26 protein-coding genes and 1 pseudogene are annotated in these 25,050 nt (G+C 61.4%); 15 read left to right on the plus strand and 12 right to left on the minus strand.

Annotation, left to right across the window (positions count from 1 at the left end):
- Positions 1 to 61: 61 nt before the first annotated feature.
- From ACT54R_RS18710 to ACT54R_RS18755, 10 genes are read left to right on the plus strand one after another with little or no spacing between them, the layout of a single operon-like run.
- Positions 62 to 334 carry a TrbC/VirB2 family type IV secretion system protein gene (locus tag ACT54R_RS18710; protein ID WP_183856974.1) on the plus strand — a complete coding sequence of 91 codons (273 nt, stop codon included), beginning with the start codon at positions 62 to 64 and terminating at the stop codon, positions 332 to 334.
- On the plus strand, positions 334 to 597 hold the full coding sequence (locus tag ACT54R_RS18715; protein WP_110372410.1) for a VirB3 family type IV secretion system protein: 264 nt from the start codon (positions 334 to 336) through the stop codon (positions 595 to 597). The genes ACT54R_RS18710 and ACT54R_RS18715 overlap by 1 nt, the downstream gene beginning before the upstream one ends.
- Positions 598 to 601: 4 nt before the next feature.
- Positions 602 to 3,034 (plus strand): conjugal transfer protein TrbE, encoded by a 2,433-nt coding sequence (gene trbE, locus ACT54R_RS18720; RefSeq protein WP_332116940.1) that lies wholly within the window; start codon positions 602 to 604, stop codon positions 3,032 to 3,034.
- On the plus strand, positions 3,031 to 3,759 hold the full coding sequence (trbJ, locus tag ACT54R_RS18725) for a P-type conjugative transfer protein TrbJ (RefSeq protein WP_332116938.1): 729 nt from the start codon (positions 3,031 to 3,033) through the stop codon (positions 3,757 to 3,759). The genes trbE and trbJ overlap by 4 nt, the downstream gene beginning before the upstream one ends.
- Before the next feature lie 10 nt (positions 3,760 to 3,769).
- A complete protein-coding gene (locus ACT54R_RS18730) occupies positions 3,770 to 4,096 on the plus strand; it encodes an entry exclusion lipoprotein TrbK (protein ID WP_332116937.1) in 327 nt (108 codons plus the stop codon).
- A 6-nt stretch (positions 4,097 to 4,102) separates the two neighbouring features.
- Positions 4,103 to 5,452: a P-type conjugative transfer protein TrbL gene (gene trbL, locus ACT54R_RS18735; protein ID WP_332116936.1), complete on the plus strand. Its 1,350-nt coding sequence runs from the start codon at positions 4,103 to 4,105 to the stop codon at positions 5,450 to 5,452.
- 3 nt (positions 5,453 to 5,455) lie between these two features.
- Positions 5,456 to 6,151, plus strand: a complete 696-nt coding sequence (gene trbF, locus ACT54R_RS18740) for a conjugal transfer protein TrbF (protein ID WP_183856723.1) — start codon at positions 5,456 to 5,458, stop codon at positions 6,149 to 6,151.
- Between the two features lie 14 nt (positions 6,152 to 6,165).
- A complete protein-coding gene (gene trbG / locus ACT54R_RS18745) occupies positions 6,166 to 7,158 on the plus strand; it encodes a P-type conjugative transfer protein TrbG (RefSeq protein ID WP_332116934.1) in 993 nt (330 codons plus the stop codon).
- Positions 7,155 to 8,429, plus strand: a complete 1,275-nt coding sequence (locus tag ACT54R_RS18750) for a TraB/TrbI/VirB10 family type IV secretion system protein (RefSeq protein ID WP_332116933.1) — start codon at positions 7,155 to 7,157, stop codon at positions 8,427 to 8,429. Before trbG ends, ACT54R_RS18750 begins: the two co-directional genes overlap by 4 nt.
- Positions 8,426 to 8,689, plus strand: a complete 264-nt coding sequence (locus ACT54R_RS18755) for a DUF2274 domain-containing protein (RefSeq protein ID WP_229644259.1) — start codon at positions 8,426 to 8,428, stop codon at positions 8,687 to 8,689. The genes ACT54R_RS18750 and ACT54R_RS18755 overlap by 4 nt, the downstream gene beginning before the upstream one ends.
- On the opposite strand, the gene ACT54R_RS18760 is transcribed toward ACT54R_RS18755, so the two are convergent.
- The gene (locus tag ACT54R_RS18760; RefSeq protein WP_332116932.1) at positions 8,651 to 9,538 is read right to left on the minus strand and encodes a LysR family transcriptional regulator; all 888 of its coding nucleotides are present in this window, start codon (positions 9,536 to 9,538) and stop codon (positions 8,651 to 8,653) included. The two genes, ACT54R_RS18755 and ACT54R_RS18760, sit on opposite strands and share 39 nt — an antisense overlap.
- Before the next feature lie 96 nt (positions 9,539 to 9,634).
- Between ACT54R_RS18760 and ACT54R_RS18765 the strand changes: the two are divergent.
- Positions 9,635 to 10,194: pseudogene (locus ACT54R_RS18765) on the plus strand (transposase).
- 76 nt (positions 10,195 to 10,270) lie between these two features.
- On the opposite strand, the gene ACT54R_RS18770 reads toward ACT54R_RS18765, so the two are convergent.
- The 4 genes from ACT54R_RS18770 to ACT54R_RS18785 all read right to left on the minus strand — a co-directional run bounded on the left by ACT54R_RS18770 (position 10,271) and on the right by ACT54R_RS18785 (position 12,408).
- Positions 10,271 to 10,798 (minus strand): Spy/CpxP family protein refolding chaperone, encoded by a 528-nt coding sequence (locus ACT54R_RS18770; RefSeq protein WP_332116931.1) that lies wholly within the window; start codon positions 10,796 to 10,798, stop codon positions 10,271 to 10,273.
- A gap of 91 nt (positions 10,799 to 10,889) precedes the next feature.
- Positions 10,890 to 11,552, minus strand: a complete 663-nt coding sequence (locus tag ACT54R_RS18775) for a methyltransferase family protein (protein WP_332116930.1) — start codon at positions 11,550 to 11,552, stop codon at positions 10,890 to 10,892.
- 27 nt (positions 11,553 to 11,579) lie between these two features.
- Entirely contained in the window at positions 11,580 to 11,849 is a 270-nt protein-coding gene (locus tag ACT54R_RS18780; RefSeq protein ID WP_332116928.1) for a DUF2933 domain-containing protein, read from the minus strand.
- 211 nt (positions 11,850 to 12,060) lie between these two features.
- Complete coding sequence (locus ACT54R_RS18785) at positions 12,061 to 12,408, minus strand: NifB/NifX family molybdenum-iron cluster-binding protein (protein ID WP_332116927.1); 348 nt, start codon at positions 12,406 to 12,408, stop codon at positions 12,061 to 12,063.
- A gap of 256 nt (positions 12,409 to 12,664) precedes the next feature.
- On the opposite strand from ACT54R_RS18785, the gene ACT54R_RS18790 reads away from it, so the two are divergent.
- Both ACT54R_RS18790 and ACT54R_RS18795 read left to right on the plus strand, forming a co-directional pair.
- Positions 12,665 to 13,030 (plus strand): hypothetical protein, encoded by a 366-nt coding sequence (locus ACT54R_RS18790; RefSeq protein WP_229644253.1) that lies wholly within the window; start codon positions 12,665 to 12,667, stop codon positions 13,028 to 13,030.
- Positions 13,031 to 13,371: 341 nt separating this feature from the next.
- Positions 13,372 to 14,133, plus strand: a complete 762-nt coding sequence (locus ACT54R_RS18795; protein ID WP_229644252.1) for a Crp/Fnr family transcriptional regulator — start codon at positions 13,372 to 13,374, stop codon at positions 14,131 to 14,133.
- A gap of 56 nt (positions 14,134 to 14,189) precedes the next feature.
- Here ACT54R_RS18795 and ACT54R_RS18800 read toward each other — a convergent pair whose 3' ends face one another.
- The 7 genes from ACT54R_RS18800 to ACT54R_RS18830 form a co-directional block, all read right to left on the minus strand.
- Complete coding sequence (locus ACT54R_RS18800) at positions 14,190 to 16,037, minus strand: DUF3141 domain-containing protein (RefSeq protein WP_415453989.1); 1,848 nt, start codon at positions 16,035 to 16,037, stop codon at positions 14,190 to 14,192.
- A gap of 121 nt (positions 16,038 to 16,158) precedes the next feature.
- Positions 16,159 to 16,425, minus strand: coding sequence for a hypothetical protein (locus ACT54R_RS18805; RefSeq protein WP_332116924.1), 267 nt, complete (start codon positions 16,423 to 16,425; stop codon positions 16,159 to 16,161).
- A 230-nt stretch (positions 16,426 to 16,655) separates the two neighbouring features.
- Positions 16,656 to 17,843: a thiolase family protein gene (locus ACT54R_RS18810; protein WP_332116922.1), complete on the minus strand. Its 1,188-nt coding sequence runs from the start codon at positions 17,841 to 17,843 to the stop codon at positions 16,656 to 16,658.
- 278 nt (positions 17,844 to 18,121) lie between these two features.
- A complete protein-coding gene (locus ACT54R_RS18815) occupies positions 18,122 to 18,805 on the minus strand; it encodes an RNA polymerase sigma factor (protein WP_332116921.1) in 684 nt (227 codons plus the stop codon).
- A 611-nt stretch (positions 18,806 to 19,416) separates the two neighbouring features.
- Positions 19,417 to 20,187 carry a polyphosphate kinase 2 gene (gene ppk2 / locus ACT54R_RS18820; protein WP_229644247.1) on the minus strand — a complete coding sequence of 257 codons (771 nt, stop codon included), beginning with the start codon at positions 20,185 to 20,187 and terminating at the stop codon, positions 19,417 to 19,419.
- A gap of 12 nt (positions 20,188 to 20,199) precedes the next feature.
- On the minus strand, positions 20,200 to 20,652 hold the full coding sequence (locus ACT54R_RS18825; protein WP_332116920.1) for a hypothetical protein: 453 nt from the start codon (positions 20,650 to 20,652) through the stop codon (positions 20,200 to 20,202).
- Positions 20,653 to 20,696: 44 nt separating this feature from the next.
- A complete protein-coding gene (locus tag ACT54R_RS18830; protein ID WP_332116919.1) occupies positions 20,697 to 20,939 on the minus strand; it encodes a hypothetical protein in 243 nt (80 codons plus the stop codon).
- A gap of 347 nt (positions 20,940 to 21,286) precedes the next feature.
- Between ACT54R_RS18830 and ACT54R_RS18835 the strand changes: the two genes are divergently transcribed.
- Positions 21,287 to 22,273, plus strand: coding sequence for an HlyD family secretion protein (locus tag ACT54R_RS18835; protein WP_332116917.1), 987 nt, complete (start codon positions 21,287 to 21,289; stop codon positions 22,271 to 22,273).
- On the plus strand, positions 22,263 to 25,049 hold the full coding sequence (gene rbbA / locus ACT54R_RS18840) for a ribosome-associated ATPase/putative transporter RbbA (protein WP_332116916.1): 2,787 nt from the start codon (positions 22,263 to 22,265) through the stop codon (positions 25,047 to 25,049). The genes ACT54R_RS18835 and rbbA overlap by 11 nt, the downstream gene beginning before the upstream one ends.
- The last annotated feature ends 1 nt before the right edge of the window (position 25,050 follow it).

Below are 25,050 nucleotides of genomic sequence, written 5' to 3' on the forward strand. Positions count from 1 at the left end.
TCCGCTTTCGAGCGTTGCAGGAAAGTTTCGAAACCGGATCTCCGGAACGGCGGCTTTGCTGATGTCCGCCTTTCTGGTTTCCCCAGCTTACGCCGCTGGTTCGTCCATGCCATGGGAAGCGCCCCTGCAATCCATCCTTGAATCGATCGAGGGGCCGGTTGCCAAGATCATCGCCGTGATCATCATCATCGTGACCGGGCTCACCTTGGCGTTCGGTGATGCCGGCGGCGGCTTCCGCAAGCTGGTCCAGATCGTCTTCGGCCTCTCCATCGCCTTCGCCGCCAGTTCCTTCTTCCTCAGCTTCTTCAGCTTTGGCGGTGGAGCGCTGGTCTAATGGCGGTCCATGCCGACGGCTTCGAAGTGCCGCTGCACCGCTCACTGACGGAGCCCGTCCTGCTGGGCGGCGCCCCGCGATCGGTGGCGATCCTCAATGGGACACTCGCCGCCGCCATCGGCATCGGCCTGCATCTGTGGATTGGCGGCATCGTGCTCTGGATGGCGGGCCATGCGCTCGCCGTCTGGGGGGCGAAGGCCGATCCCCAGTTCATGGAGGTCTTCGCCCGCCACCTGAAGCACCGCGCGTTTCTGGAGGCGTGAGTTCATGATGAACCTTGCCGAATATCGCACGCGCCCCGCGAGCCTCGCGGACTATCTGCCTTGGGCCGGGCTGGTCGCATCGGGCGTCGTGCTCAACAAGGACGGTGCGTTCCAACGCACCGCGCAGTTTCGTGGCCCCGATCTCGACAGCGCAACGGAAAGCGAGCTGGTGGCGACCACCGCCCGGCTCAACAATGCGCTGAAGCGCCTCGGCTCCGGCTGGGCCCTATTCGTCGACGCTGAACGGCGCATCGCCGCCGGATATCCCATCTCGGAATTTCCCGACGCGGTGTCGTGGCTCGTGGAGGAAGAGCGGCGCGCGGCGTTCGAGGAAGCGGGCACGCATTTCGAGAGCGCCTACTACATCACGCTCGCCTTCCTGCCGCCGTCCGAAAGCAAGGCCCGCGCCGGCCAGCTCCTCTACGAGAGCACGGAGCGGCGCTCTGTGAATTGGCACGACCATCTCTCAGCCTTCATTTCCGAGACCGACCGCTTTCTCTCCTTGCTCGACGGCGTCATGCCGGAGATCCGCTGGTTCTCTGATGAGGAAACGCTGACTTACCTGCACGCTTGCATCTCCACGCACCGGCACCCTGTCGCCGTTCCCCAGGTGCCATTCCATCTCGACGCGCTGTTGCCCGACTGCGATTTCACTGGTGGATTGGCGCCGATGCTGGGGGACCAGCATGTGCGTGTGCTGACCATTCGCGGCTTTCCGCCCTCGACCTGGCCCGGCGTCCTTGATGACCTCAACCGTCTCGGCTTCGCCTATCGCTGGTCCACACGTTTCCTGTCACTCGACAAGGCGGAAGCCGAACGCGAGCTGACCAAGGTGCGGCGGCAATGGTTCGCGAAACGCAAGGGTATCGTCACGCTGCTGCGCGAAACGATCTTCCAGCAGGAAGTTTCGCTGGTCGATTCAGACGCCGCCAACAAATCCGCCGATGCGGACGAAGCATTGCAGGAGCTGGGCTCAGATGCCGTGGCCTATGGCTATGTCACGGCCACCGTTACGGTCATGGACAAAAGTCCGGACCTCGCTGACGAAAAGCTGAAGGCCGTCGAGCGGATCATCCAGGGGCGTGGCTTCGTCACCATTCCGGAGACGCTGAACGCGACGGAGGCATGGCTATCCTCGATCCCTGGACATGCCTACGCCAATGTTCGCCAGCCGCTGATCTCGACTCTGAACCTCTCACACATGATGCCGGTCTCGGCGGTTTGGGCAGGCCCCGAGAAGAACGGCCATCTCGATGCTCCGCCGCTGATCGTCACCCGCACGACCGGCGGCACGCCGTTCCGGCTCGTCACTCATGTCGACGATGTCGGCCACACTCTGATCGTCGGCCCCACCGGTGCCGGCAAATCCGTGCTGCTGGCAATGCTGGCGCTCCAATTCCGCCGCTATGCCGGCTCTCGCATCTTCATCTTCGACAAGGGTGGCTCGGCTCGCGCCACCGTCTTGGGCCTCGGCGGCGAGTATTACGATCTCGGATCCTCCGACGCCATTTCCTTTCAGCCGCTCGCCCGCATTGAGGATGACGATAGCCGCTCGTGGGCGGCCGACTGGATCGCCGGCCTGCTCGGGCACGAACATGTCGAGATCACGCCCGATGTGAAGGACGCCGTCTGGTCGGCGCTGACGAGCCTTGCGTCCGCCCCACGTGAGGAGCGAACGCTCACTGGCTTTTCCACGCTGTTGCAATCGAACCGGCTACGCCAGGCGCTGCAACCCTACACGCTGTCGGGGCCGCATGGCCGGCTGCTGGACGCTGATGCCGATCGGCTTGGCATCGGCGACGTGCAGGGCTTCGAAATGGAGGAGTTGATGCACACGGCGAGCGCCGTGACGCCGGTACTCACCTATCTTTTTCATCGTCTCGATGAGCGTTTCGACGGATCGCCCACGCTGCTCGTGCTCGATGAGGCTTGGGTATTTCTCGACGATCCCATCTTCGCTGCGCGCATCCGTGAATGGTTGAAGGTGCTGCGCAAGAAGAACGTCGCCGTCGTCTTCGCCACCCAGTCGCTTGCCGACATCCAGCGTTCCGCCATCGCGCCGGCCATCGTCGAGAGCTGCCCGAGCCGGATCTTCCTGCCGTCGCCGCAGGCGAGCGAACCGCAGCTCCGCACGATCTATGAAGGATTTGGCCTCAACAGCCGCCAGATCGATATCATCACGCGGGCTCAGCCGAAGCGGGATTATTACTACCAATCCCGTCTCGGCAATCGGCTGTTCGACCTCGATCTCGGACCTGTGGCGCTCGCCTTCGCCGGTGCCAGCCGCCCCGAGGATCATCGCCAGATGGACGACGTCCTCGTGTCCCATGGGCGCGATGCCTTTGCCGCAGCATGGCTCGACGTACGCGGGCTCGCTTGGGCAGCCGACCTCATCCGCCAATTCCCGCTTCCGGAAAATCAGGAGACCGCATCATGAGGACACCACTTTATCTTGCCGGTGCCTGCGCGATCGGCTTTGCTTTCGCGCCGCCGGCCGCGGCGCAGATCGTTTTTGATCCGAACAACTACAGTCAGAATGTGCTGTCGGCGGTCCGGGCACTGGACCAGATCAACAACCAGATCAAGAGCCTGCAAAACGAGGCTCAGTCGCTCCTCAATCAAACGAAGAACCTGACGAGCCTCGATTTCTCCGTACTAAGCGAGCTCAAGCAATCCGTCGCCAAGACGGAGCACCTTATCAGCGAGGCCGAGGGCCTGAGCTTCGACATATCGGCGATGGAACGGCAATTCCAGCAGCTCTACCCGAAGGAATACGCCGCGTCCGCGTCGAGCGATCAGATCCTCGCCGATGTGCGAAAGCGCTGGGAGCAGTCTCGAGCCGCTCTGGAAACGGCCATGAAGATGCAGGCGCAGGTCTCCGAAAACCTCGCCTCCGATGAGGCTACTCTCGGCGATCTCGTCACTCGCAGCCAGTCGGCAACGGGGAATCTCGACGCGACGCAGGCGACCAACCAGCTCCTCGCCCTTCAGGCTAAGCAGGCGATTGACGCGTCCCGGCTCAAGCTCTCTCAGGACCGCGCCGTCGCCGCGGAACAGGCCCGTGCCGTCGCGGAGGAAGAGCGGGCGCGTGAGGTTCGCCGCCGATTCATGGGTGACGGCAACAGCTATGCGCCGGCACCCGTCCGGTTGTTCCGCGATTGAGGGGCCCGCCATGCTCAGACAAATTATTATCCGTCTCTCTGTCGTGGCCGCGATTGCCATCGGCGCCGGACTTCTCGTCCAATCCGCGTGGGCGGCCGACACCGTGGATAGCCTCGCCGCCGACTCGCAACGGCTCCGTGAGGTGCAAAAGCTGTGCAAGGACGACTGGGCTGGGACCGGCGACGAACTATGCACCATGGCCAGCAAGGCGCAGCGCCGCCGTTTCATGGGTTCGGGCAAAACACCTTACACCTCACATCCGGTCGATCTATTCCCGTCGCTGAAGAAGAACGGAACTTCGGAGAAGACCAATCCCATTGTGCCGGCCGCGGAGTGATTGTCCATGGACGATCTCTCCGTCATCGACCGTTTCACCGACACCTTCTCGCAATATATCGACAGCGGGTTTGGCCTGCTTCACGGTGAGATCGCTTACCTTTCGGCGACGCTCATAGCCATCGATATAACGCTCGCTGGCCTGTTCTGGGCCTTCGGAGCCGGCAATGACGAGATTCTAGCGAAGCTCATCAAGAAGGTCCTCTATGTCGGTGCCTTCGCCTACATCATTACAAACTTCAATTCGCTGGCCGGCATCATCTTCAGATCCTTCGCCGGGCTAGGCCTGACCGCCTCTGGCTCCGGCCTGTCCCAGGACGATTTCCTGCGTCCCGGTAAGCTCGCCTCCGTCGGCATGGACGCCGGCCGGCCGATCCTCATGCAGATAGGCGACTTGTCCGGCTTCACCTCCGTCTTTTCCAACATCGACACCATCGCCGTTCTGTTCCTCGCCTGGCTCGTGGTCATCGTCAGTTTCTTCGTGCTCGCGGTGCAGCTCTTTGTGACGTTGCTGGAGTTCAAGTTGACCACGTTGGCCGGCTTCGTGCTGGTGCCCTTCGCATTTTGGAACAAGACGGCCTTCCTGGCCGAACGCGTGCTCGGCAATGTCGCGTCGTCCGGGATCAAGATCTTGGTCCTTGCCGTTATCGTTGGCATCGGCAACGGCCTCTTCGCGGAATTTCGCGCCTCGGCGGGAACAGAGCCGTCCATCGATCATGCGCTGGCGATCATGCTGGCGTCGCTCGCCATGCTTGGGCTGGGCATCTTCGGCCCGTCGATCGCGACGGGTCTCGTCTCCGGAGCCCCGCAGCTCGGCGCGGGTGCAGTCGCCGGCACCGCCCTCGCCGCCGGCGGCATGGCGGTCGCGGCAGGCGCCGGAGCTATCGGCGCGGCACGGCTTGGCGGGGCCGCTATCGGTTCTAGCGTCAAGGCGGCATCCACCATGTCGGGCGGCGCGCGCGCCGCCTTCGAACTTGGTGCAGCGACGTCCGGTGCATCGGGCATGGGAGCCGTTGGAGCTGGTCTTGCTAGCGTGGCGCAAGCGGGTGGTGGCGCCGTCATGCAGGCGGGTCGCAGTGTCGTGTCACGCGTCGCGGGCACGGTCGGCTCACGTGCTTCCGCTGGCGCCCGTGGCGCCTGGACGGCTACCGGCGGCAAACCCATGGGGGCGATGGGTGGGGCTGGGAACGATGCGTCGTTCGCCGGTGCCGGTGGTGCTCCCGCATGGGCCAATCGCGTGAGACATGGACCGCGCAACTCGCACGTCTCCCACGGAGCAACCACTGCGGCTCACGCCCTTCGCTCGGGGGATCATGGCGGCTCCGGAGCCAACCCATCCCTGCGACAGGAGGATTGAACAATGCGCTTCAAACGCGCTGGCGTGCGCTATTCGCAGACGTCGGAACCCGCCACGCCCTATCAGGCCGCCGGCCAGTTGTGGGATGAACGCCTAGGCTCCGCCCGCGTTCAAGCACGCAATTGGCGGCTCATGTCCTTCGGCTGCCTGACACTTGCCGTGGGTATGGCTGGCGGTCTGCTGTGGCAGGCTGGCCGCTCCACCGTCACGCCCTATGTGGTCGAGGTCGATCAGCTCGGTCAAGTCAAGACCGTTGGCCCGGCCGTGGAAGCCTATCGGCCGACCGACGCCCAGATTGCCTACGCGCTCGCGCGCTTCATACAGAATGTGCGCGCACTGCCCACCGATCCCATCGTGGTGCGGCAGAACTGGCTGGAGGCTTACGACTTCACCACCGATCGCGGCAGCGCCGGGTTGAATGACTATGCGCGTGCCAACGATCCGTTCGGCAAGGTCGGCAAAATGTCGGTCGCCGTCGAGGTCACCAGCGTCGTGCGCGCATCGGACAGCTCCTTCCAGATCCGCTGGATCGAGCGGCGCTATGAGAACAATCAGCTTGCCGGCACGGATCGCTGGACCGGCATCCTCACCATCATCATGCAACCACCGCGCACCGAGGACCGGCTGCGTAAGAATCCTCTCGGCATTTTCGTCAACGGCATCAACTGGAGCCGTGAACTCGGCGCCGGCGGGTCGTGAAGGAGAAAAGGATCATGACCCGCATGCTGCCATTCCGCATTCTCCTCCTCTCGTCCGTCACGTTGCTGGCGGGTTGCGCCGGGAAAACACCGCCGCCGGAAATCTCCCTGGATGAACCCTACGAGGCGAGCCGGATCGTCGAGCCGGCTGGTCCCGTCGAAATAGTCGAGCTGCCGAAGCCATTGCCACTGCCCGGCCAGTTGAAGCCGATGCCGGTCAAGGGCGGAACAGTTGAACCTGCCGATCCGAAGCTACGCGTCACGACGGCCAATGATGCGGCCCGCGTGCAACCGACCCGCACCGGCTATGTCAATGCAACGCAGGTCTGGCCCTACATGGCTGGCGCGCTCTATCAGGTTTATGCGGCGCCTGAAAAAGTAACGGACATAGCCCTGCAGAGCGGCGAAGAGCTGATCTCCGTCTCGGCCGGCGACACCGTGCGATGGGTAATCGGCGACACGACCAGCGGTGGGGGCGGAAGCCAGCAAACCCACATCCTGGTGAAACCCACGCGGCCGGATCTGAAGACCAATCTGGTGGTCAACACCAACCGCCGGACCTACCTCCTCGAACTCACATCGACGCCCCAGACCTGGATGGCATCGGTTTCCTGGGACTATCCACACGACCGTCTTCTCGCACTGCAACGTCAGAATGATCGTGCGGGGACTGTCACGCCGGTCGCAAATGCCGTCGCGCTCGAGCGAGTCCAGTTCCGCTATGAGATCACAGGCGACAATCCATCGTGGCGGCCGACCCGCGTCTTCGATGACGGTGAGAAGGTCTATATCCAGTTTCCCGCCGGTATCGCCCAGGGCGAGTTGCCGCCGCTGTTCGTTGTCGGCCCCACTGGGGAAAACCAGCTCGTCAACTACCGCGCAAAGCCGCCTTATTACATCGTCGATCGCCTGTTCGGTGCGGCGGAGCTTCGTCTCGGCGGCGAGAAGCAGCAGATCGTGCGTATCTCGCGCACCGACGGCAACCGGCGGGGGATCTTCGGGCTATGACCGTGCCACCCAAATCCCCGCCACCCGATCTCGCCATTCGTGCCAAGCCGCGTCCCGTGACCCGTCTCAATCGCTGGACCTTGATGGTGCTCGCCGGCGCCGTCTCTACCGCAGTGCTTGGCGCGATGATTTGGGCGTTGCAAAGCCGGGACAGATCAGCCCGGACCGGTGAGGAGCTCTACAACACCGATCGCGTCAACCCGGCGGAGGGGCTGCAAACGTTACCGCGCGACTATACGCAGGTTCAACCACCGAAGCTCGGTGCCCCCTTGCCCGGTGAGCTCGGTGGGCCAGTCGTGCGCACCGAACGGGAGGCGGGCATTCCGCCCATGCCCGAGCGGCCGAGTTTCAGGGCTGATCCGGAAGAGGATGCCAAACGCGCGGCGCGCCTTCGTGCCCAGCAGGAAGCGGAAGCCGCAGCGAAAGCAGCCGTGTTCTTTCAGACGACACGCCCGAAGCAGGAGGTATCGGCAACCGCGGCCGCCTCGCCGGAGCCAAACCGGCTCGATCTCACCGCCATACGCGCTACCGGTGCGGAAACTACCGTTGCTCCGCCCGTCGATGAAATGACCACGCAGAATATGCAGGATCGCAAGCAGGCGTTCGCAAGCCGCGAAGCCGACCAGAAGATTTACGGATCTGGAACTCTCCAAACGCCACGCTCGCCCTATCAGGTAATGGCCGGCACCATCATTCCGGCCGCCTTGGTGACGGGGATCAATTCCGATCTGCCGGGCCAGATCATCGGCACCGTCACCGAGAATGTCTACGACACGGCGACGGGCAGGCATCTCTTGATCCCCCAGGGCGCCCGCCTGATGGGCCAGTACGACTCCGGCGTCGCCTTCGGCCAGAGCCGTGTGCTCCTGGTCTGGAATCGCCTCGTCATGCCGGACGGCTCCTCCATCGTGCTGGATCGTCTTTCCGGCGTCGATACGGCCGGCTATTCGGGCCTCGAAGATGAGGTGGACAATCACTGGTTCCGCCTGATCGGAGGCGCGGTCCTCTCCTCGCTGCTCGGCATCGGCGCCGAGTTGGCAGCGCCTCAAAATCAGGGAACGAACGGCGATCAGGTCATCATCGCGACGCGCGACGGCGCCCAGGACACCATCAACGATGTCGGCCAGCAGATCACACGGCGAAATCTCAATATCCAGCCGACCTTGAAGGTGCGACCGGGCTTTCCGGTCCGCGTCATCGTCAATAAGGATCTCATCTTGCGACCCTATCGCGCCACCCCGATGACGGCTGACATCAGGAGGGATGATTGACCAGAAAACTTAGCCTCGGACCGGTGCCGAAAGCCGAAACCGTCAAACTGACCATCACCATGACGGTGCAACTTCGGGCCGACCTCGATCGATATGCCGCTCTTCATTCCGAGCTCCATGGCACGGTTGTCGATGCTTTGACGTTGGCCCCACTCATGCTCGAAGCCTTTATTGCTCGTGATAAGGGATTCCGTGCCGCGCGGCCTGGCCGTAGAGGCTCTTTAAATAATCGTCCGAGCTCGCTCGATGAAACGAGATAGTGGCTCGTTGAATGTCCCCTCACGCACCATCAACCAAGTCTTCAGATCAGCGGGCGCATCGCTCAGAGGCCGGAGGGCAAGGCCATCCACCTCGACCGCCTCAAGTTGAGCGGCGGTCGCTATTCCGATGCCATAGCCCGCAAGAACCAGCGTAACCAACATCGGAAGCGTCGTGGTGCGACTTACAATATCGGGGGTCGAACTTGCGGTTCGAACGAGCTGTTCGATCTGTGATTGCTGGCTAAGACCCGTATCGGGTCGACTTAGAATGAGAGGCTCCTTAACAATCCCAGACAGTTCGATCCGTTTCTTTCCAGCCAGGGGGTGACCACTCGGCATCAAAGCGATCGGCGGATCTCGCCAGACTGCTTCGGACAAAATCCCCTTGCCGTATCCGCTCTCCGGCGTGAGCGCCGCATCAAGAAAGCCGCTTCTCAAGCCCTGGACAATCTGCGCCACTGACGCTTCATGGACATGCACGACGACTTGCTGATTTTCCTGTTTTACTTCTGATATCAGTCGCGCGAGGCGCGGCAATGGCACACCGTCGCAAATGGCGAGGTGCAAATGGCTGAGTGTGTCTCCCGCCGCTGCTGCGGTGCGAACATCTATGCGTGCTTCGTCAGCGGATGCGAGGAGCGCGCGCGCATGGGCAAGAAGACGTTCCCCGGCTGGCGTTAGCTTCGTGGAGCGCCGTGTGCGCTCGAATAATACTACGCCAAGGCGCCGTTCGAGTGTCTTGATCGAACGGGACAATGGTGACTGTTCGATGCCCGCGCGCTGCGCACCACGTGTAAAATGGAGCTCTTCCGCGACCGCCACGAAATGGCGAAGATGACGAAGCTCCATTCCCGCTCCCGTTGACATTCAAAGGTTAGATTCCGAACCCACGAGTTGCGGCACTTTCAGCGACGTGCAATTCCCGGCTTCCGGGGGGAAATCGCGATGGATCGGGATCGTTTCTGGCTGGCGGATGCGCGGTTCTCACGGATCGAGCCTCATTTTAGAGAGACACGCGAAGCAAGCCGCGTGTCGACGACCGCCGGGTGGTCAGAGGCATCGTCCATGTTGAGGTCCGGTGTGCTACTGGATTGACGCACCGCCCGACTACGGGCGGCGCAAAACGCTCTACAACCCGTATATCCGGTGGGCTATTAAGGGGTCTGGATCGATCTCTTCCATGCTCTGGCGAGCGTAGGCGGTCCTCCGGCCCAAGTGCTTATCTCGACAGTTCTGCTGTGAAAGCGCACTGCTCGGCCTCGGGCGGAAAGGGGGAAGCCAGGCTATTGGCCGATCGAGTAGCGGGCGCACGACCAAGATCCACACGCTCACCAACCGACGCAGGAAGAACTGCTTTTCGCCGGTGTTCTACAGAGACCGCAAAGCAATCAAGCACTTGCTCTGCCGCCCCAAGGAGTTCCGACGCGTCGCCACGCGACATACCGCCTCGCTGCCAACTCCTGGCCTCTGTTTGCTTCGCCGCGACCGTCAGCTACTGCTTATGAATCAGGACCCCAAATCGATCTTATTGATCAACGCTATCTTCCCGAGGATGCTCGGGAAGCATCTCAGCCTGCCCCGTCACTGCATCATGCCCATTGGCCCCATCGGGCTCATCATCAGTTGATCAGCCGCGCGCTTCTGCTCATCGCTGAAGCCCGCATAGAGCGGTGCTACCACTGCTTTGATCTTCTCGATCGTTCGGAGGCAGGCGGTAAGCGCCTTCTCGGTCTCGTCTATGCGAGCCGGCAGAGACCCGCTGCGCGCCTGCATCATGCCCTCGCGCACCCCCGTCATGGCCGTCGCGCTGGCCCGGACGGTCTCCGCAAATGTGCTCCACTGCTTCTCCTGCGCTGCCGTGACCTTGAGTTCCGCCTTCAAGAACGCCAGCCGGCCCTCGATGTGGTCCGTCATCATTCCCATCATGGGTATGGCGCCGTTACCCGTCATCGACATCATGCCACCCGTCGGAATCGGCGGTCCGGGCACATTCATCGATTGGGAAGGGGCCGCGGCTCCGTCAGCCGGATGATGTTCATCAGCCGCCGAGGCGGGAGCACCAGCCAGGAGCATGACGCCGAAAAGAAGAGGCGAGATTATCTTGATCATCCAAGTAGACTCCAAATTGATGTGATGCATTGCCTACCGAAACCGTCACCAACCCGTGGATTTTTAACCCGCTAGGCCGAATTGCATGCCTTCAGCCCTGGTCGGCACGGCTATGTTTCGGACCGCTGAGCCATGGAATGAAGCCCGGAACGTCTTGCATGTATCGTTCATAGTCGGAGCCAAATTCCGCTAGAGACTCGCGCTCTTCGGCGCGCGCGAGACGCACGTACATGAACACCAGCACCGGGAACATCGCGAGCGTCAGCAAGGTCGGCCATTGCAGCAGGAAGCCGAACATCACCAGCACGAAGCCGACATATTGCGGGTGCCGCACATAGGCGTAGACGCCGCTGGTTGCGAGCGTGCGATGGCGTTGTGCTTCGTAAAGCACCTTCCAGCCGGCCGAGATCAGAATAAAACCGCCGCCGATGAACACGAAGCTCAGGAGGTGAAACGGCCCAAAATGCGGATTGGCCCTCCAACCGAACATCTCTTCGAGAAGATGCCCAGCATCGTGGGAAAACCAATCGACCCCGGGAAAGCGGCTCTGCAGCCAACCCGAGAGCAGATAGATCGTCAGCGGGAACCCATACATCTCGGTAAACAGCGCGACTAGAAAGGCGCTGAAGGCTCCGAAGGAGCGCCAGTCACGCTTCGTCTGCGGCTTGAAAAAGCTGAAGGCGAAAAAAATGAAGATCGCCGAATTGATTATCACCAGCGACCAGAGGCCATAAGCGGGAACATCGTCGTGCATAGTCGACCTCCGGCCGTTGATCGTCGCTCAATGTTTGTGGGGCTGGTTCTGTTCGGCGTCCGCCGATCCCCGTCCGCTGTTGCCCCCGTGCCCGCCATGGCCTCCATGCATGACGACATGCATCAATGGGCAAGCGAGGATCAGTAGGAAGGGCAAGTATCCGAGGTACGGGATCAGATGCGCACGATGCTCCGTAACGAGAAAGAAGCCGCCGATCACGAGAAAAGCGATCAGAACCCAATTCGCACGGGAGCTAAAAAGGCCGCGTGCCTCACCGTCGTGGCTGCCGTGTTCCATCAAGAACTCCACCCATCAGATCACGGCGCGCCGACGCGCCTGACACCCGCCGCTCAGCGGCGACGCGACCGACATCAGCCAAACGCCATCCTCCGAACGGATCAAACTCGTGGGGAAGCATCGCGGGCCACGCGTTCTGAATCTTTGATCCCGGTTAAACATGCGTCGGGTATCGGTCGACGCAGCCGGGCCGATCAGATCCCTCGTCCTGTCACGCAGCTGCGAGCTGGTGGAAGCTGGCCACAAGTTCTAGGATCGCGCTGGCGCAGGAGCCAAGCCGCACATCGATCCCTGTGGCGCTCAGTCTCCGCTTTTCCGCTTCACCGATGAAGCTGCAGATCAGCCGCCCCGATCCAGCGGATACGATGAGATCGCACAGCGCGTCGGGTGTGCGCTCGAGATTGGCGCGGAACTCCGTCGCACCGGTGTCCGTGTCCACAATCCATATTCCATCGCACTTGCCGAAAAAGGGGCAGAGCATCGGGTCTGGTTCGGATTTCATCACGGTGACCGCGATGCGACTTGCCCATGAGGGCAATACGCAAGCGTAGCTAGCCATCGGTTCCTCGCTTGAAGACCAGCAAATTTTAAAAATTATGACGCCGGGTAACATATCTGACTTTAAACTCGATCAAACATTCGCTCGGAAAGCCGGTGTCCTGAGCCTAAGGCGTCGAGTGATCGCGGGAGGTCCGATCTGTGAGCCGGCTTCCGTTGACCTGGATCAAGATCGCTCGGCCATACTCCGTATAGGTTTTAAGGGGGCCGTATAGTAGCTTGCGGATGAGGCCTCCTTGGGTCACCGGAAGGGGCAAATGCTGCGATTCCTTGCCATATTGATCTCTGCTGCGGCGATCATCATGATGCTGGCCGGACAGAGCATGGCTGAGGCAGCACCGGCCAGAACCGGCGATACTGCCTCCGGGGTGACGACGTATGCTTCTGATCACGAAGCCCACGATGACGGATGCGAGCACTGTCCGGAGTGTCCGAATTCGCACAAACGTTGCCCGCTGAGTAGCTGCTGCGCGGCGGCGTGCTCGACGACTTTGGCACCTCTTGCCGGCAGTTTGCCAGCCCTGGCCTTCGAGCGCTCTTCAGCCGGGATGCGGGCCAAGGACGACGATCCAGGCTCGGTCACCTTCGGACTCGATCCTCCAGTTCCTCGACGCTCGACCTAGCAGGTCGATCAGCTCAGCGGAAAGCAATCCCGTTGCCAACGGTCCACGCCTCGCGCGGACTGCACGCACGGCTGGATTGAACAATCCTCGCCACTGCCGCGCCACCAAGGCGGTCGGCTGAGCCGCACGACCTGGTCAGATGGATTCAGCCTCCAGGTGAACCCGATCAGATCGAGGACTGTAATATGACTCCGAGCCAAGCGTCTTATCCAAAGAACACGATCCGAGCGTCGCGGGATCCCGCCCATGGCGGGTACGAAACTCTGCAGCCCGGGCTGGTCCGGTCCCCTGATCCTTGGGGCGCCGCAAACACCTTTCGTGATGCGGAAAGGAATGCCCGTATGTCGATGTCTGAGAGTGCACCGGCGAAGGAACTCTTGGCATGTCAGGTATGCTTCACGCGGGCTAGCCGGGGTCTGTGCACGGACTGTCAACCAGGCTCGCCATGTGCAATTGCGGCCTACAAGTCTGGTGACCACGAACTCAAGGCCGGTCAAGACCTTTTCAGCCTCGGTGAGCCGTGCGATTCAATTTATAATCTCACCGAAGGTTGGGTCATACTCTACAATCTATTGGAAGATGGGAGGCGCCAGATTTTGCACTTCGCACTGCCGGGTGCCGTTCTCGGCTTCCATCCCGGCGGCGGTGCGATGATGACATATGGTGCGCAAGCGTTGACGGATGTCGTCGTCAGCACGATTCCGCACAAGGCCTTGCAGTCGATTGTCAACCAGAAGCCCGAATTCGGTCTTCGCCTTGCCTGGCTGGTCGCGCGAGATTGCACCTTGGCTTATGATCGCCTGACCAGCATCGGGCGTCATTCTGCGCGTGAGCGCGTTGCCCATCTCCTGCTAAAGCTATTCATCCGCTATCGCGCGCAGTGGCCGGGCAGCCAGATCGAGGAGATGCACCTTCCGTTGACCCAAGAGCACATTGGCGATGCGACGGGTCTGACCTTCGTCCATGTCAACCGAGTGTTGAGGGATCTGCGAAAGGAGGGCATCGCCGAGTTCCATTATAGACGACTTCGGATCCTCAATCCCGACAAGCTGGTCGACGTCGCTGGGATCGATCCCCAACTCGTGATGTCCTGGGTCCGCTAGCAGGCCGATGATTGTCCCCGCCGGCATGGAGCCGCTGCGATGCTTCGGTGACGCGATCACCAGCTATGATCGCGCATGTCCGTGACCGGCGGAATTTCTAGCCGTGCCGAGACAGGAACACTATAGATGGCCTGGAAGACCCGCTCCTCCGCCGTGTCGCGTTGCTTGCGGCCGTTTTCGATCGCTTCGGAGACACGGTCAATCGCCTCCCGCTCACGACGCAGATTGCCATCGTCCTCCGGCAGCGGCTGGCGGCGCTGCTCGATCAGGCGCGCGAGCGCAGCGACGCCATGCATCCATGGACTGAAAGATTCCGACAGCAGGTAGCGGCTCGTGCGCATGGGATGGAGCCATTCGAGCGTTGCCGCAGTCCAGGGATTGGAGGCCGCGCGAACGAACGGGCTGACCATGGTCTTGTAGAATTGCTCGTTCACCTCCGAGAGGTGCCGAACCTGCTCGAACTCCGCGCGGGGCGTCGCGAACCGTAGGTCTTCGACACGCCGCTCTTCGAACCGGACCGAGTATTCCGGCTTGCGGCAGTCCGGATCTCCGGTCGGATTGTCGATCTTCATCTCGTAGAGACCGGGAGGGAGGATCTCGATCTCGCCAAGGCTTTCGAGGATCGCGCGATGTTCGAACCTCGCCACCTTAGCTGACACGAAAATGCCGAGATGGCCGGCATGAGGGTTCGTCAGGTAGATGATGCGCTGACCGGCGGCCTTTAGATCGTCGGTATCGTTGTACACCACCGGGATCCAGCCGAGCGCCTGGTGCGGCGGGGTGATGTTGTCGCCGTAGGACGCGAAGATCACCAGCGGATTGCGAATGCGCCGAAGGTCGGCGACGCACCCGTCGCAGATCCGCATCTTGCCCTCCTCAAGGCGATTGCCGATGAAGAGGTTCTCGACGATGGCGACGATCTCTTCCCGGCTGAGGAAGTAGAAGCCATTCCACCACCGCTCGAACTCGAGGAAGCGCTCGCGTTCCGTGTCGACATGCGTGAACAGGTTGGCGTATTTCTCCCAGACGGCTTCGGGCTGAAGGTTCTCGAAATTGAAGGCGAGCCACGCACCGTCCAGGCGCCCGTCATTGAGATCGGCGAGGAGGTGGGTGGCCCAGACGCCGCCGAGCAGCCCGCCCGCGATCCGCATCGGATTGACGCCCGATTCTCCCGCCCAATAGGAGAGTGGAGAGCCGTTGAGCACGGCTGGCCCGACTAAGCCTTCGCAATCCGCCGAGAGCAAGGTGATCGCCCAGCCGGCCTGACAGTTGCCATAGAGCACCGGAGGCTTGTCGGGGTGGCGTTTGACCACGTCCTCGACGAAGCGGCCGAGCGCATGCAGCACATCGGCCAGGGCCTGACCCGCGCACGGTTCAGGAAAGAAGGAAACGAAATAGACCGGATAGCCCTCGTGCATGGCGATCCCAACCTCGGAGTCGCGCTTGAAGCCGCCGATGCCGGGGCCATGGCCGGCTCTGGGGTCGAGGATGACGACGGGCGGCTTCGCCGGATCGACACAATCCTCGATGCAATCGTCGCCGATCCGGGTAATCCGCAGGAGGGCGTAGTTGACGGGTCGCTCGAAGTGGCGGGCATCGACCAGCGTCTCATAGTCGAAGTCGAGAAGCGGCGGTTTGCCGGCCCGCTCATGCGCGATCATGTTGTTGGCACGCTGGCGCAGCGTATCCCAAAACAAAATCGACCGTTCGAAGACATCCCGCTGATAGGCGAAGGGATCATTGATGTTGATCTTCGGTCCGGCTGGATTCGCCGCGACAGCCGGTTCCAGGCTTTTCACGGGAGCGGGCACCACAATATCCCGCCGAACAGCCAATTGCCGCCCCGGCGACGCCTTCGGTTGGTTAATCAGCGTGGAATCCGACCTTGCTTCGGGCATCACCATCTCCATCATCCGATCTTTAGGGCGAGGGCGTTGAACAGCGGCCAAAAGTCAGGCTGCTGTGCCAGCTGTTCACCAAGGTCTCGACAAGACCCCGCGGACCGCTCTTCAACCCAATGTGCGGCTAAGATGCCTTGACGCTGCTTCTGGCATCAGGGGTTTCATTTGTCTGCTGACGTATCTCACTTGCGGTCTCTCGTGCCATGTTTGTACAGCATTGCTGGACCTTCTGGGAGAGCTCGAGCCAGGTCTTCGTCTGCAGCGCCGTCTCTTCCAGGATCGCCGCCATGACGCTCGATTCTGCAGCGACCACGTCCTGCGGCCGCCGGCAGTGAACGAGTTCCAGAAGCGAGCGTCCGATACGCTCATTGGCGCCAAGGAGAGTGCTCATCTGAGCGTTGTATGTTTCGCCATAGGCCTTCTGCAGATCGGATGTGAATACCTGGAACCGTTTGAACTGACCGTCGAGCTTGCCGGTATTGTCTGCGCCAGACAGTCACCACCATGCGAATACAGCGTTCATGCGATCGAAACCAAGTGGCGCTCCACTCTTCGCAGCCATTGCTCTCTCCTTCATTCTTTGGTTGCGGGTTCAGGAATTCGACCTTTTCGCTCTCGCGGTCAGTGGAAAGCTTCAAGCGCCAACGCGACTCCCTGACCGCCGCCGATACACAGCGTCACCAATCCGCGGCGGAGACCTTCCCGGTGCATCGCGTGAAGGAGGCGGGTCGTCAGCACGGCTCCTGTCGCACCGATCGGATGGCCATGCGCGATGGCGCCGCCCTCGACATTGACGATGTCCTCCGGGAGTCCGAGCTCCCCGATGAGCGCCAGGACGATCGCCGCGAAAGCCTCGTTGATTTCCACGCGCTCGACGTCGCCGAGCTTCCAGCCGGCACGATCCAGGGCCTGCCGAACCGCGGGAACCGGCCCGAGACCGAACAGGCCGGGCTCGACCGCGCCGACCCCGAAGGCCACAAGACGGGCCATCGGTGTCAGGCCGTGCTTCTCGGCCCAGCGCGCATCCGCGACGATTACCCCTGCGGCGCCACTGTTGAGGCCCGGTGCATTGCCGGCCGTAATGGTCCCATCCTTGCGGAAGGCCGGCTTCAACTTGGCCAGCGACTCCAGCGTCGCGTCCGGGCGGTTGTGCTCGTCCTTGTCGAAGATCGTCGGTCCCTTGCGGCCAGGGATTTCGATCGGTGCGATCTCGGCATTGAACTTGCCGGCCGCCTGAGCCGCGCCAAAGCGTTGCTGCGTCCGCTCCGCCCAGCGGTCCTGCGCCTCGCGCGTCACCTGAAACTTGCTGACGAGATCCTCGGTCACCAAGCCCGAGTGGTGATCGGAGAAGGCGTCGTTGAGGCCGTCGCGCAGCATGCTGTCGTAGATCTGGGCATCGCCCATGTGGTAACCCCACCGTCCGCCGGACATCAGGTATGGAGATTGGTCCATGTTCTCCATGCCGCCGGCGATGGCGCTTTCGGTGAGGCCAAGCATGATCTCCTGCGCGGCGGTCGCGATCGCCTGTGCACCTGAACCACATACCCGGTTGATGGTCATCGCCGGAACGCTGACCGGAACGCCAGCCTTGATCGCTGCCTGCCGCGCCGGGTTCATCTTGGCTCCGGCCTGGACGACCTGCCCCATCACCACGGCGCCGATCGCGCCATCTGCGATCTTCGCGCGCGACAATATTTCCTTGATCACCACGGCCCCGAGCTCGGGTGCGGCTATGTCCTTCAGTGTTCCGCCATACGTGCCGATGGCTGTCCGCACCGGGGCGCAGAGCACAACGTTCGACTGTGTCATGTGGATGTCCCTTCGATTTCCTGGGGCGCTATGTCATGTACCGGCCGCAATTAGTGGTAACCGTCGAGCCAGTGATAAACGTTGCGTCCCCATTCACCAGGACCTGGACGACGCGTGGGACCTCAACTGCTTCGCCCAGCCGCCTGACGAGGATTTGCACTTCGAACTTTGCGAGAATAACCGGTTATCCCGCGCCCTCGAATCAATGTGCTATCGTAGTGCCGATCCCTTCCGAGCCGCCGGTGACGATCGCGACGCGCTTGGAGAGATCATTGCATTCATTCATCTTTGGACGGAGTCTTGGTTTCGTCGGCGAGGCCGTGAACTCGTTGGCGAATGCGCTCAGCCTCATCACACCGACAATCGAGAAAGCCGTGGACCGGACAGGTCACGCACATTTCCTCGAGTCTCATGCGGAGCGCCTGCCGCCCCCGATGAAGCCTGACCGCGATGTTGTTGAGCGTGGTGCCGAGGCTGGCGGCGATCCGATCGCGCGGTTCGCCAAGAATGTCGGACCGCCAGACGACATCAGCATATTCGGGCTTGAGCGTCGGCAACAACTTATGGAGGCAGTTGCAAACGGCCTCGTCGGTTTCTCGATCCGGCTCGATCGCCAGGTTCTCGACGTCCGACTGCTCCATGTCGATCTCCCGGCGACGGCGTCTGATGGCGCGTCGCTGATGATCGACGAGGGTAGTCGCCAGTATGCGCCCGAGCCAACCGCGGACCGTGCGGACATCCCGCAATTGCCAAGCGTGCTCAAGCGCCCGGAGCGAGAACTGCTGCAATAGCTCCTCAGCCTCGTCCCGGCCACCCACCCGATGATGCAAGAAGACCAGAAATTCCTCACGCGCCTCGACAAGTGCCCGCCGCACAGCAGCATCCGCCGGTTTTGCGGCACCATGTCCTTCCGCGTCATCTCCAGAATGCCGGCCATCTGCCTCGCGCCTGTTGGTCATCATCCAGCCAGATCTTTCAATGTCCGAGCCTTCTTTTTTGATACGTCCCATCCAGAACTAGACACGACTTTAAGCTAGAGCCGTGCCCGCCCGCGTTCTTTAACGCAGATCAAGTTTCCTCCGCGGACCGTCGTTGTGAATTGGTCTTGTGGGCAGCTACTGTGGTGGTCCGAACGAACCACTGCCCGGCTGCGCCGTCTCGTGCACATCGTCGAACAGGCCGACATAGCGAGTCGGCAAGGCAAAGAGCGCCTCAACGCGTATCCTTCCTATCCCGTGGCCAGTCGAACAACGCGACAATCCAGAGACCGACCAGATTGGCCACTGGCACGAGCACAACGACTGACCAAAGTGGCGACAATCCAATCCGATCAGGAATTCGCCCAATGGTATACACTAATATAGTGATGAACAGGACGAAGATGATCCAGTTCCAAGCCGACAAATAGTTCATCATAGTGTATTATTGGTCCATCATCTGAAACCCCTGAGACTTAAGTCCGGAAAATCCCGCGCACTACGGCGATGAAGAGTGAAACATACATGCGGCTCGTGCCGCACGGCTAAGGGTACAGGCATCTCATATTCAAGGTATGGCCACGGTTCTGGAGCGGTTACTCCGCAATCAAGCCATTTGTGATCGCCGCTTTGTCGTACAGGAATACAATGTTGGGATCCGGAAGGTCGTGAGCTCGATCTTTGCCCTCGAAATCAAAGCGGGTTAGGAGATCTCGAATGACATTGAGCCGTGCGCTCGGCTTGTCATCGGCACGCACAACCGTCCACGGCGCAAATGGCGTGTGCGTGCGCGCCAACATCTCGTTCCGCGCAGCACTATAGTCGTCCCAGTGCTTCGTCGCCGCGTCGTCGATGGGACTGAGCTTCCACTGCTTGAGCGGATCGTCGCGGCGATCCTTCAGCCGGACCTTCTGTTCGGTTTGCGAGATATCCAAATAGTATTTGAGGATGGTGACACCACAATGAGCGAGCAATTGCTCGAACAACGGAGCCGTCATAAGGAACTCGTCATATTCCTCGTTGGTGCAAAATCCCATCACCCGCTCGACACCGGCGCGATTGTACCAACTGCGGTTGAACAACACGATTTCCCCGCTTGCGGGCAGGTGCGGCACCCAGCGCTGAAAATACCAAGACTTCTGGTCGCGATCGGACGGTTTGCCCAAGGCGACTACGCGGGTCTCCCGCGGGCTGAGATGCTCGATGATTCGCTTGATCGTTCCATCCTTGCCGGAGGCGTCGCGCCCCTCGAAAATCACGAGTACCTTTTTATCAGAACTGATGAGGTGCTTCTGGAGACGCGCCAAGTCTATTTGTAGTTCATGAAGTGCCTCCTTGGTGGCCTCACGTGTCTTTTTGCCGCTCATTTGGAACTCCTGCTAATAGGCGTGCTTGGCGCTGCCCCCTGGCTGACGCGATCTAGACGAACCGAACGATTGATCACGGCTTCGTTTCGAACGGCTAGCAGCAGCAGCCGTGTACCAGGGCCTCGGAATGCCGATGCTTGCGACGAGACCTCCCAGCACGATGACGGCCACGAACATAAAAGGCGCGTTTGGCAAGAAGGTGAGGCCAAACAACTGATCTCCGGCTGTTGATCCGCCAGCTTGGCCGAAACTTGTTGCGATGGCCGGTTTGCCTAATTCGACCCCTTGCCGCTCATCGGAATTGAGCGAAATCCGGTACGTCGCAGTGGGGGAAAGGACAGCAACGCTGGAAGTCACTTGCCGCATTCTCGCCACCCACGCGCGCTTGAGCATCAGCGCGTTGATCGCCACCAATGCCGAACGGCTGGAGATAGCGAGAGCGGCAATTTCTGGACTGAGCAGCATCCGCACTCACACAGCACGATCCACCTCGAACCCGGATCGTGCTGTCAACCACCGCCGCAGCAACCGGATTTCTTCGCGTGATGAACAGCGCTGGAGACCGAGTGGCGCTGATCGCTGGCAGGCACGGCTGTGTCGGGCGCCACCACGCTTTCGTGTTGTCCGCAGGAGCCATGAGCATTCGCCTTCTCTGCGGCTTCCGCGCCGGCATGGCCCTCGCAGCAGGATGAGGCATTCGAAGTCGAATGTTCAGTGGTCGTCTTGGTCTGGTCGACGGAGGTGGTGCTCATTCCGATAGCTCCTGCTTGGGGCATGGCGATAGAGGGCGGCATTGCTTGAGCTTTCGTCTCATGCTACCCATGCCCTCCCACTTCGCGGTTTTCGAAGTTAGGCGATGGCTCGGTCAGGCATCTTTAATCTCGATTAAGGACTGGCATCCTTAGGGTGCGCATCGTTCTCGCACCTGACGGCCCCTCTAGACTCAGTATTCCGGTCGTGCCGCTCGGCGGCGTTTCGATTTGCATCGCTGCGATACGCCGAAGGGGCTCAATCGAGCATCCAAGAAATCGCTCTCCCCAGGGCTGGCTGAAGTCGTTTCCACGACGACGCCGAATACCCGCCTAACACGGATAAGAATGTGCGTATTGCTCCGATCATTGCCGTCGTCGTTCTCGCGGCCGTCGGGGCCGCCGGCTATGCATATTGGTGGAGGCAGCAAGCGACCCGCGTCCCCGCAGGGCTGGCGCGGGCGAACGGCCGGATCGAAGTCGAGCGTGTCGACATCGCAACCAAGTATGCAGGCCGCCTCGCCGAGGTGCGCGTCAACGAGGGCGCCGATGTTCAGAAGGATGGCATCCTCGCCCGCATCGACACGACCGAAATTCTTGCGCAACTTGCAGCAGCCCGAGCTGCCGTGCACCGCAGCCATCAGGGCGTGGCCACCGCCCAGTCCAATGTGGCTTTACGCTCGGCAGAGTTGAAGCTCGCTGAAGTCGAACTCAGACGTATCGTCGAGCTGATGCGCACGAATACGGCGACGCAAGCGGAACTCGACCGCCGTACGGCGCAAAGGGACATTTCAAAGGCCTCGCTGGACAGCGCAATAGTGGCCATCGAGGACGCCAAGGCGGCCGTCGAGGCGGCTGTGGCCCAGGTCAGTCAGATCGAAGCCGCGATTGCGGACATGACGTTGAAAGCGCCGGTATCGGGTCGCGTCGAGTATCGTCTCGCTCAGGCCGGGGAGGTCGTAGCTGCCGGTGGGCGGGTGCTCACCCTTCTCGATCTGTCCGACGTTCATATGACGATCTTCCTGCCGACGAGCCAAGTCGGCGGCGTTGAACTCGGGGCGGACGCCCGTATCAAGCTCGATGGCGCCCCCGACTACGTCGTTCCGGCAACGGTCGCCTTCGTTGCCTCGGAAGCGCAGTTCACGCCGAAATATGTCGAGACCGCGAACGAGCGCGAGAAGCTGATGTACCGCATCAAGCTGCACATTGATCCGAAGCTCCTCGAGACCTATCGCGCTTATGTGAAAGCGGGAATGACCGGCGACGCATACGTCAAGGTCGAGGCCGGAGCGGCTTGGCCGGGCTATCTGACGCCGAGGCTTCCGGATGTCCGCTAATGCCGAGTTGGCCGTTAAAGTCGATTCGGTCCATCACCGTTACGGCAGCACAGTTGCGCTCGATGGCGTCAGTCTGTCGATCACCTCCGGATCGACGGCGGCCTTCATCGGCCCCGATGGCGTCGGAAAGTCGACCCTCCTTGGCCTGATCGCCGGCGTCAAACGCATCCAGTCCGGAACCGTAACGGCCCTCTCCGGCAACATGGCATCGAGCTCTCACCGTGACATCGTTGCGCCGCGCATCGCCTATATGCCGCAGGGCCTCGGCCGGAACCTCTATCCGACGCTCTCGGTAGTCGAGAACATCGATTTCTTCGGCCGCCTCTATGGACAGAGCGAGAGCGAACGTCGCGCACGCATCGCGCGCCTGCTGACCGCCACGGGACTCGACCCGTTCCCGGATCGCCCCGCCGGCAAGCTCTCGGGTGGCATGAAGCAAAAGCTGGGCCTGTGTTGCGCGTTGATCCACGATCCGGACCTTCTGATCCTCGACGAGCCCACGACCGGCGTTGATCCCCTGTCGCGGCGCCAGTTCTGGGAGCTGATCGAACGGATCCGCACCGAACGCTCCGGCATGACGGTGCTGGTGGCGACCGCCTATATGGAAGAGGCTACGCACTTCGAGCACATCGTCGCGATCGATGAGGGCAAGATCATCGCTGCGGGCGACGCGGCGGGGCTTCTTGATCGGACCGCGATGCGCACGCTGGAGGAGGCCTATGTTGCGCTACAGCGTCCTGAACGCCGCGGCGACCAGGCGGCATTGATAATCTCGCCGCTTCGGGAGAGCGACGGGCCTCCGGCCATCGTCGCAGAGGCCCTGACCATGCGCTTCGGCGATTTCACCGCCGTCGATCATGTCAACTTCCGCATCCGGCGCGGCGAGATATTTGGGTTTCTCGGGTCGAACGGCTGCGGCAAGACGACGACGATGAAGATGCTCACCGGACTGCTGCCGGCGAGCGAAGGGCGAGCTGAGTTGTTGGGGAAGCCGATCGACGCCCGTGATATCGCAACAAGAATGCGCATCGGCTACATGTCGCAAGCGTTCTCCCTCTACGAGGAGATCTCCGTCCGCGCGAATCTAGTGCTGCACGGGCGTCTGTTCCGAATTCCCACGGACGAACTCGATCCGCGCGTCGCCGCGGCGCTTACCCGCTTCGACCTCGATGGCATAGCCGACGCGTTGCCCGCGTCGCTACCGCTTGGGATGCGCCAGCGGCTCCAGCTTGCCGCCGCCTGTTTGCATCGGCCCGAAATATTGATCCTTGATGAACCCACATCTGGGGTCGATCCGGCAGCGCGCGACAGATTCTGGCGTTTCCTCGTCGAGATGTCGCGCCGCGACGGCGTGACGATCTTCATATCGACGCACTTCATGAACGAGGCCGAGCGGTGCGACCGTGTATCCTTGATGCATGCCGGCCGTGTCTTGTCCGTCGGAAGCCCGGAGGAGCTTCGCGTCGCTCGTGGCGCCGCTACTCTCGAAGACGCATTCGTTGCCTATCTCGAGGAGGCATCAGCGCCGCCTGCATCCCATATGATCAAAGAAGCGCCTTCATTGGCGATCGAGGCAAAGCCAATCGATGTTCCGGACATCTCGGGAACTGGGACCTCGCTCTCATCCCAGCGAGCTCACAGGTCGGTGGCTGCGTCCTTGCGCCGGAGCTGGGCATTCGCGCGGCGAGAAGCAATCGAGTTGCTGAGGGATCGCATTCGGCTCGCCTTCGCGCTCCTCGGCCCTCTCGTTCTGATGGTGACGTTCGGCTACGGCATTTCGTTCGACATCGAGAATCTGAGGTATGCGGTCCTTGATCGCGATCAGTCCTACGAGAGTCGGCTGTTCCTCGAGCAGTTCTCGCAATCCCGCTATTTCGTCGAACAAACGCAGCTGGCCAACGAATTTGAGATTGATCGGCGTCTGCGATCCGGCGAGTTGCGGTTTGCCATCGATATCCCGCCCGGGTTTGGTCGCGACCTTCTGCAGGATCGCCAGCCGCAAGTAAGCTTCTGGCTCGACGGTGGCGCGACGTTCCCTGCGGAGACGGCGCGGGCCTATATCCAAGGCGCCGTCCTGACCTATGCCGCCGATCGCTACCGGCAGATGCATGGCCGCGCTCCACAGATGCTCCCGATAAATGTTGAACCCCGATTCCGCTACAATCAGGATTTCCGTAGCGTGTTCGCGATCACGCCCGGCGCGATCATGCTTCTCCTGATCCTCATCCCCGCCATGCTGACAGCCGTTGGCGTCGTGCGTGAGAAGGAGATGGGATCGATCACCAATGTGTATGCTTCGCCCGCCACGGTAGGCGAATATCTTATCGGCAAACAACTGCCCTATGTCGCCGTTGGGTTTGCCAGCTTCGCCACCCTCGTGCTCCTGGCCGGGGGGCTCTTTGGAGTTGTGGCGAAGGGCTCGCTGATCGGTCTTTCGCTCGCAGCGCTCATGTACGTGTTCGCGGCAACGGCATTTGGACTTCTGATTTCTGCATTCGTTTCGACGCAAGTCGCGGCGATCTTCGCGACGGCTATTCTAACCGTCATCCCCACGGCGCACTATTCGGGGTTTCTCTATCCTGCCTCGACGTTGGAAGGCTTCGCGCGCGCGATGGGGGTCGGGTTTCCAGCCCTCTGGTTTCAGACGGTGAGCCTGGGCGTCTTCGCGAAAGGGCTCGATGCCGGAGCGTTCGTGCGTGAAATCGCCATGCTGTTCGGCTTCGGGGTCGTCTTTCTCCTGGGGGCGCGGCTCGCGATCCGCAAGCAAGGTTCGTAGC

The sequence above is a fragment of the Xanthobacter sp. DMC47 genome, assembly GCF_056313845.1.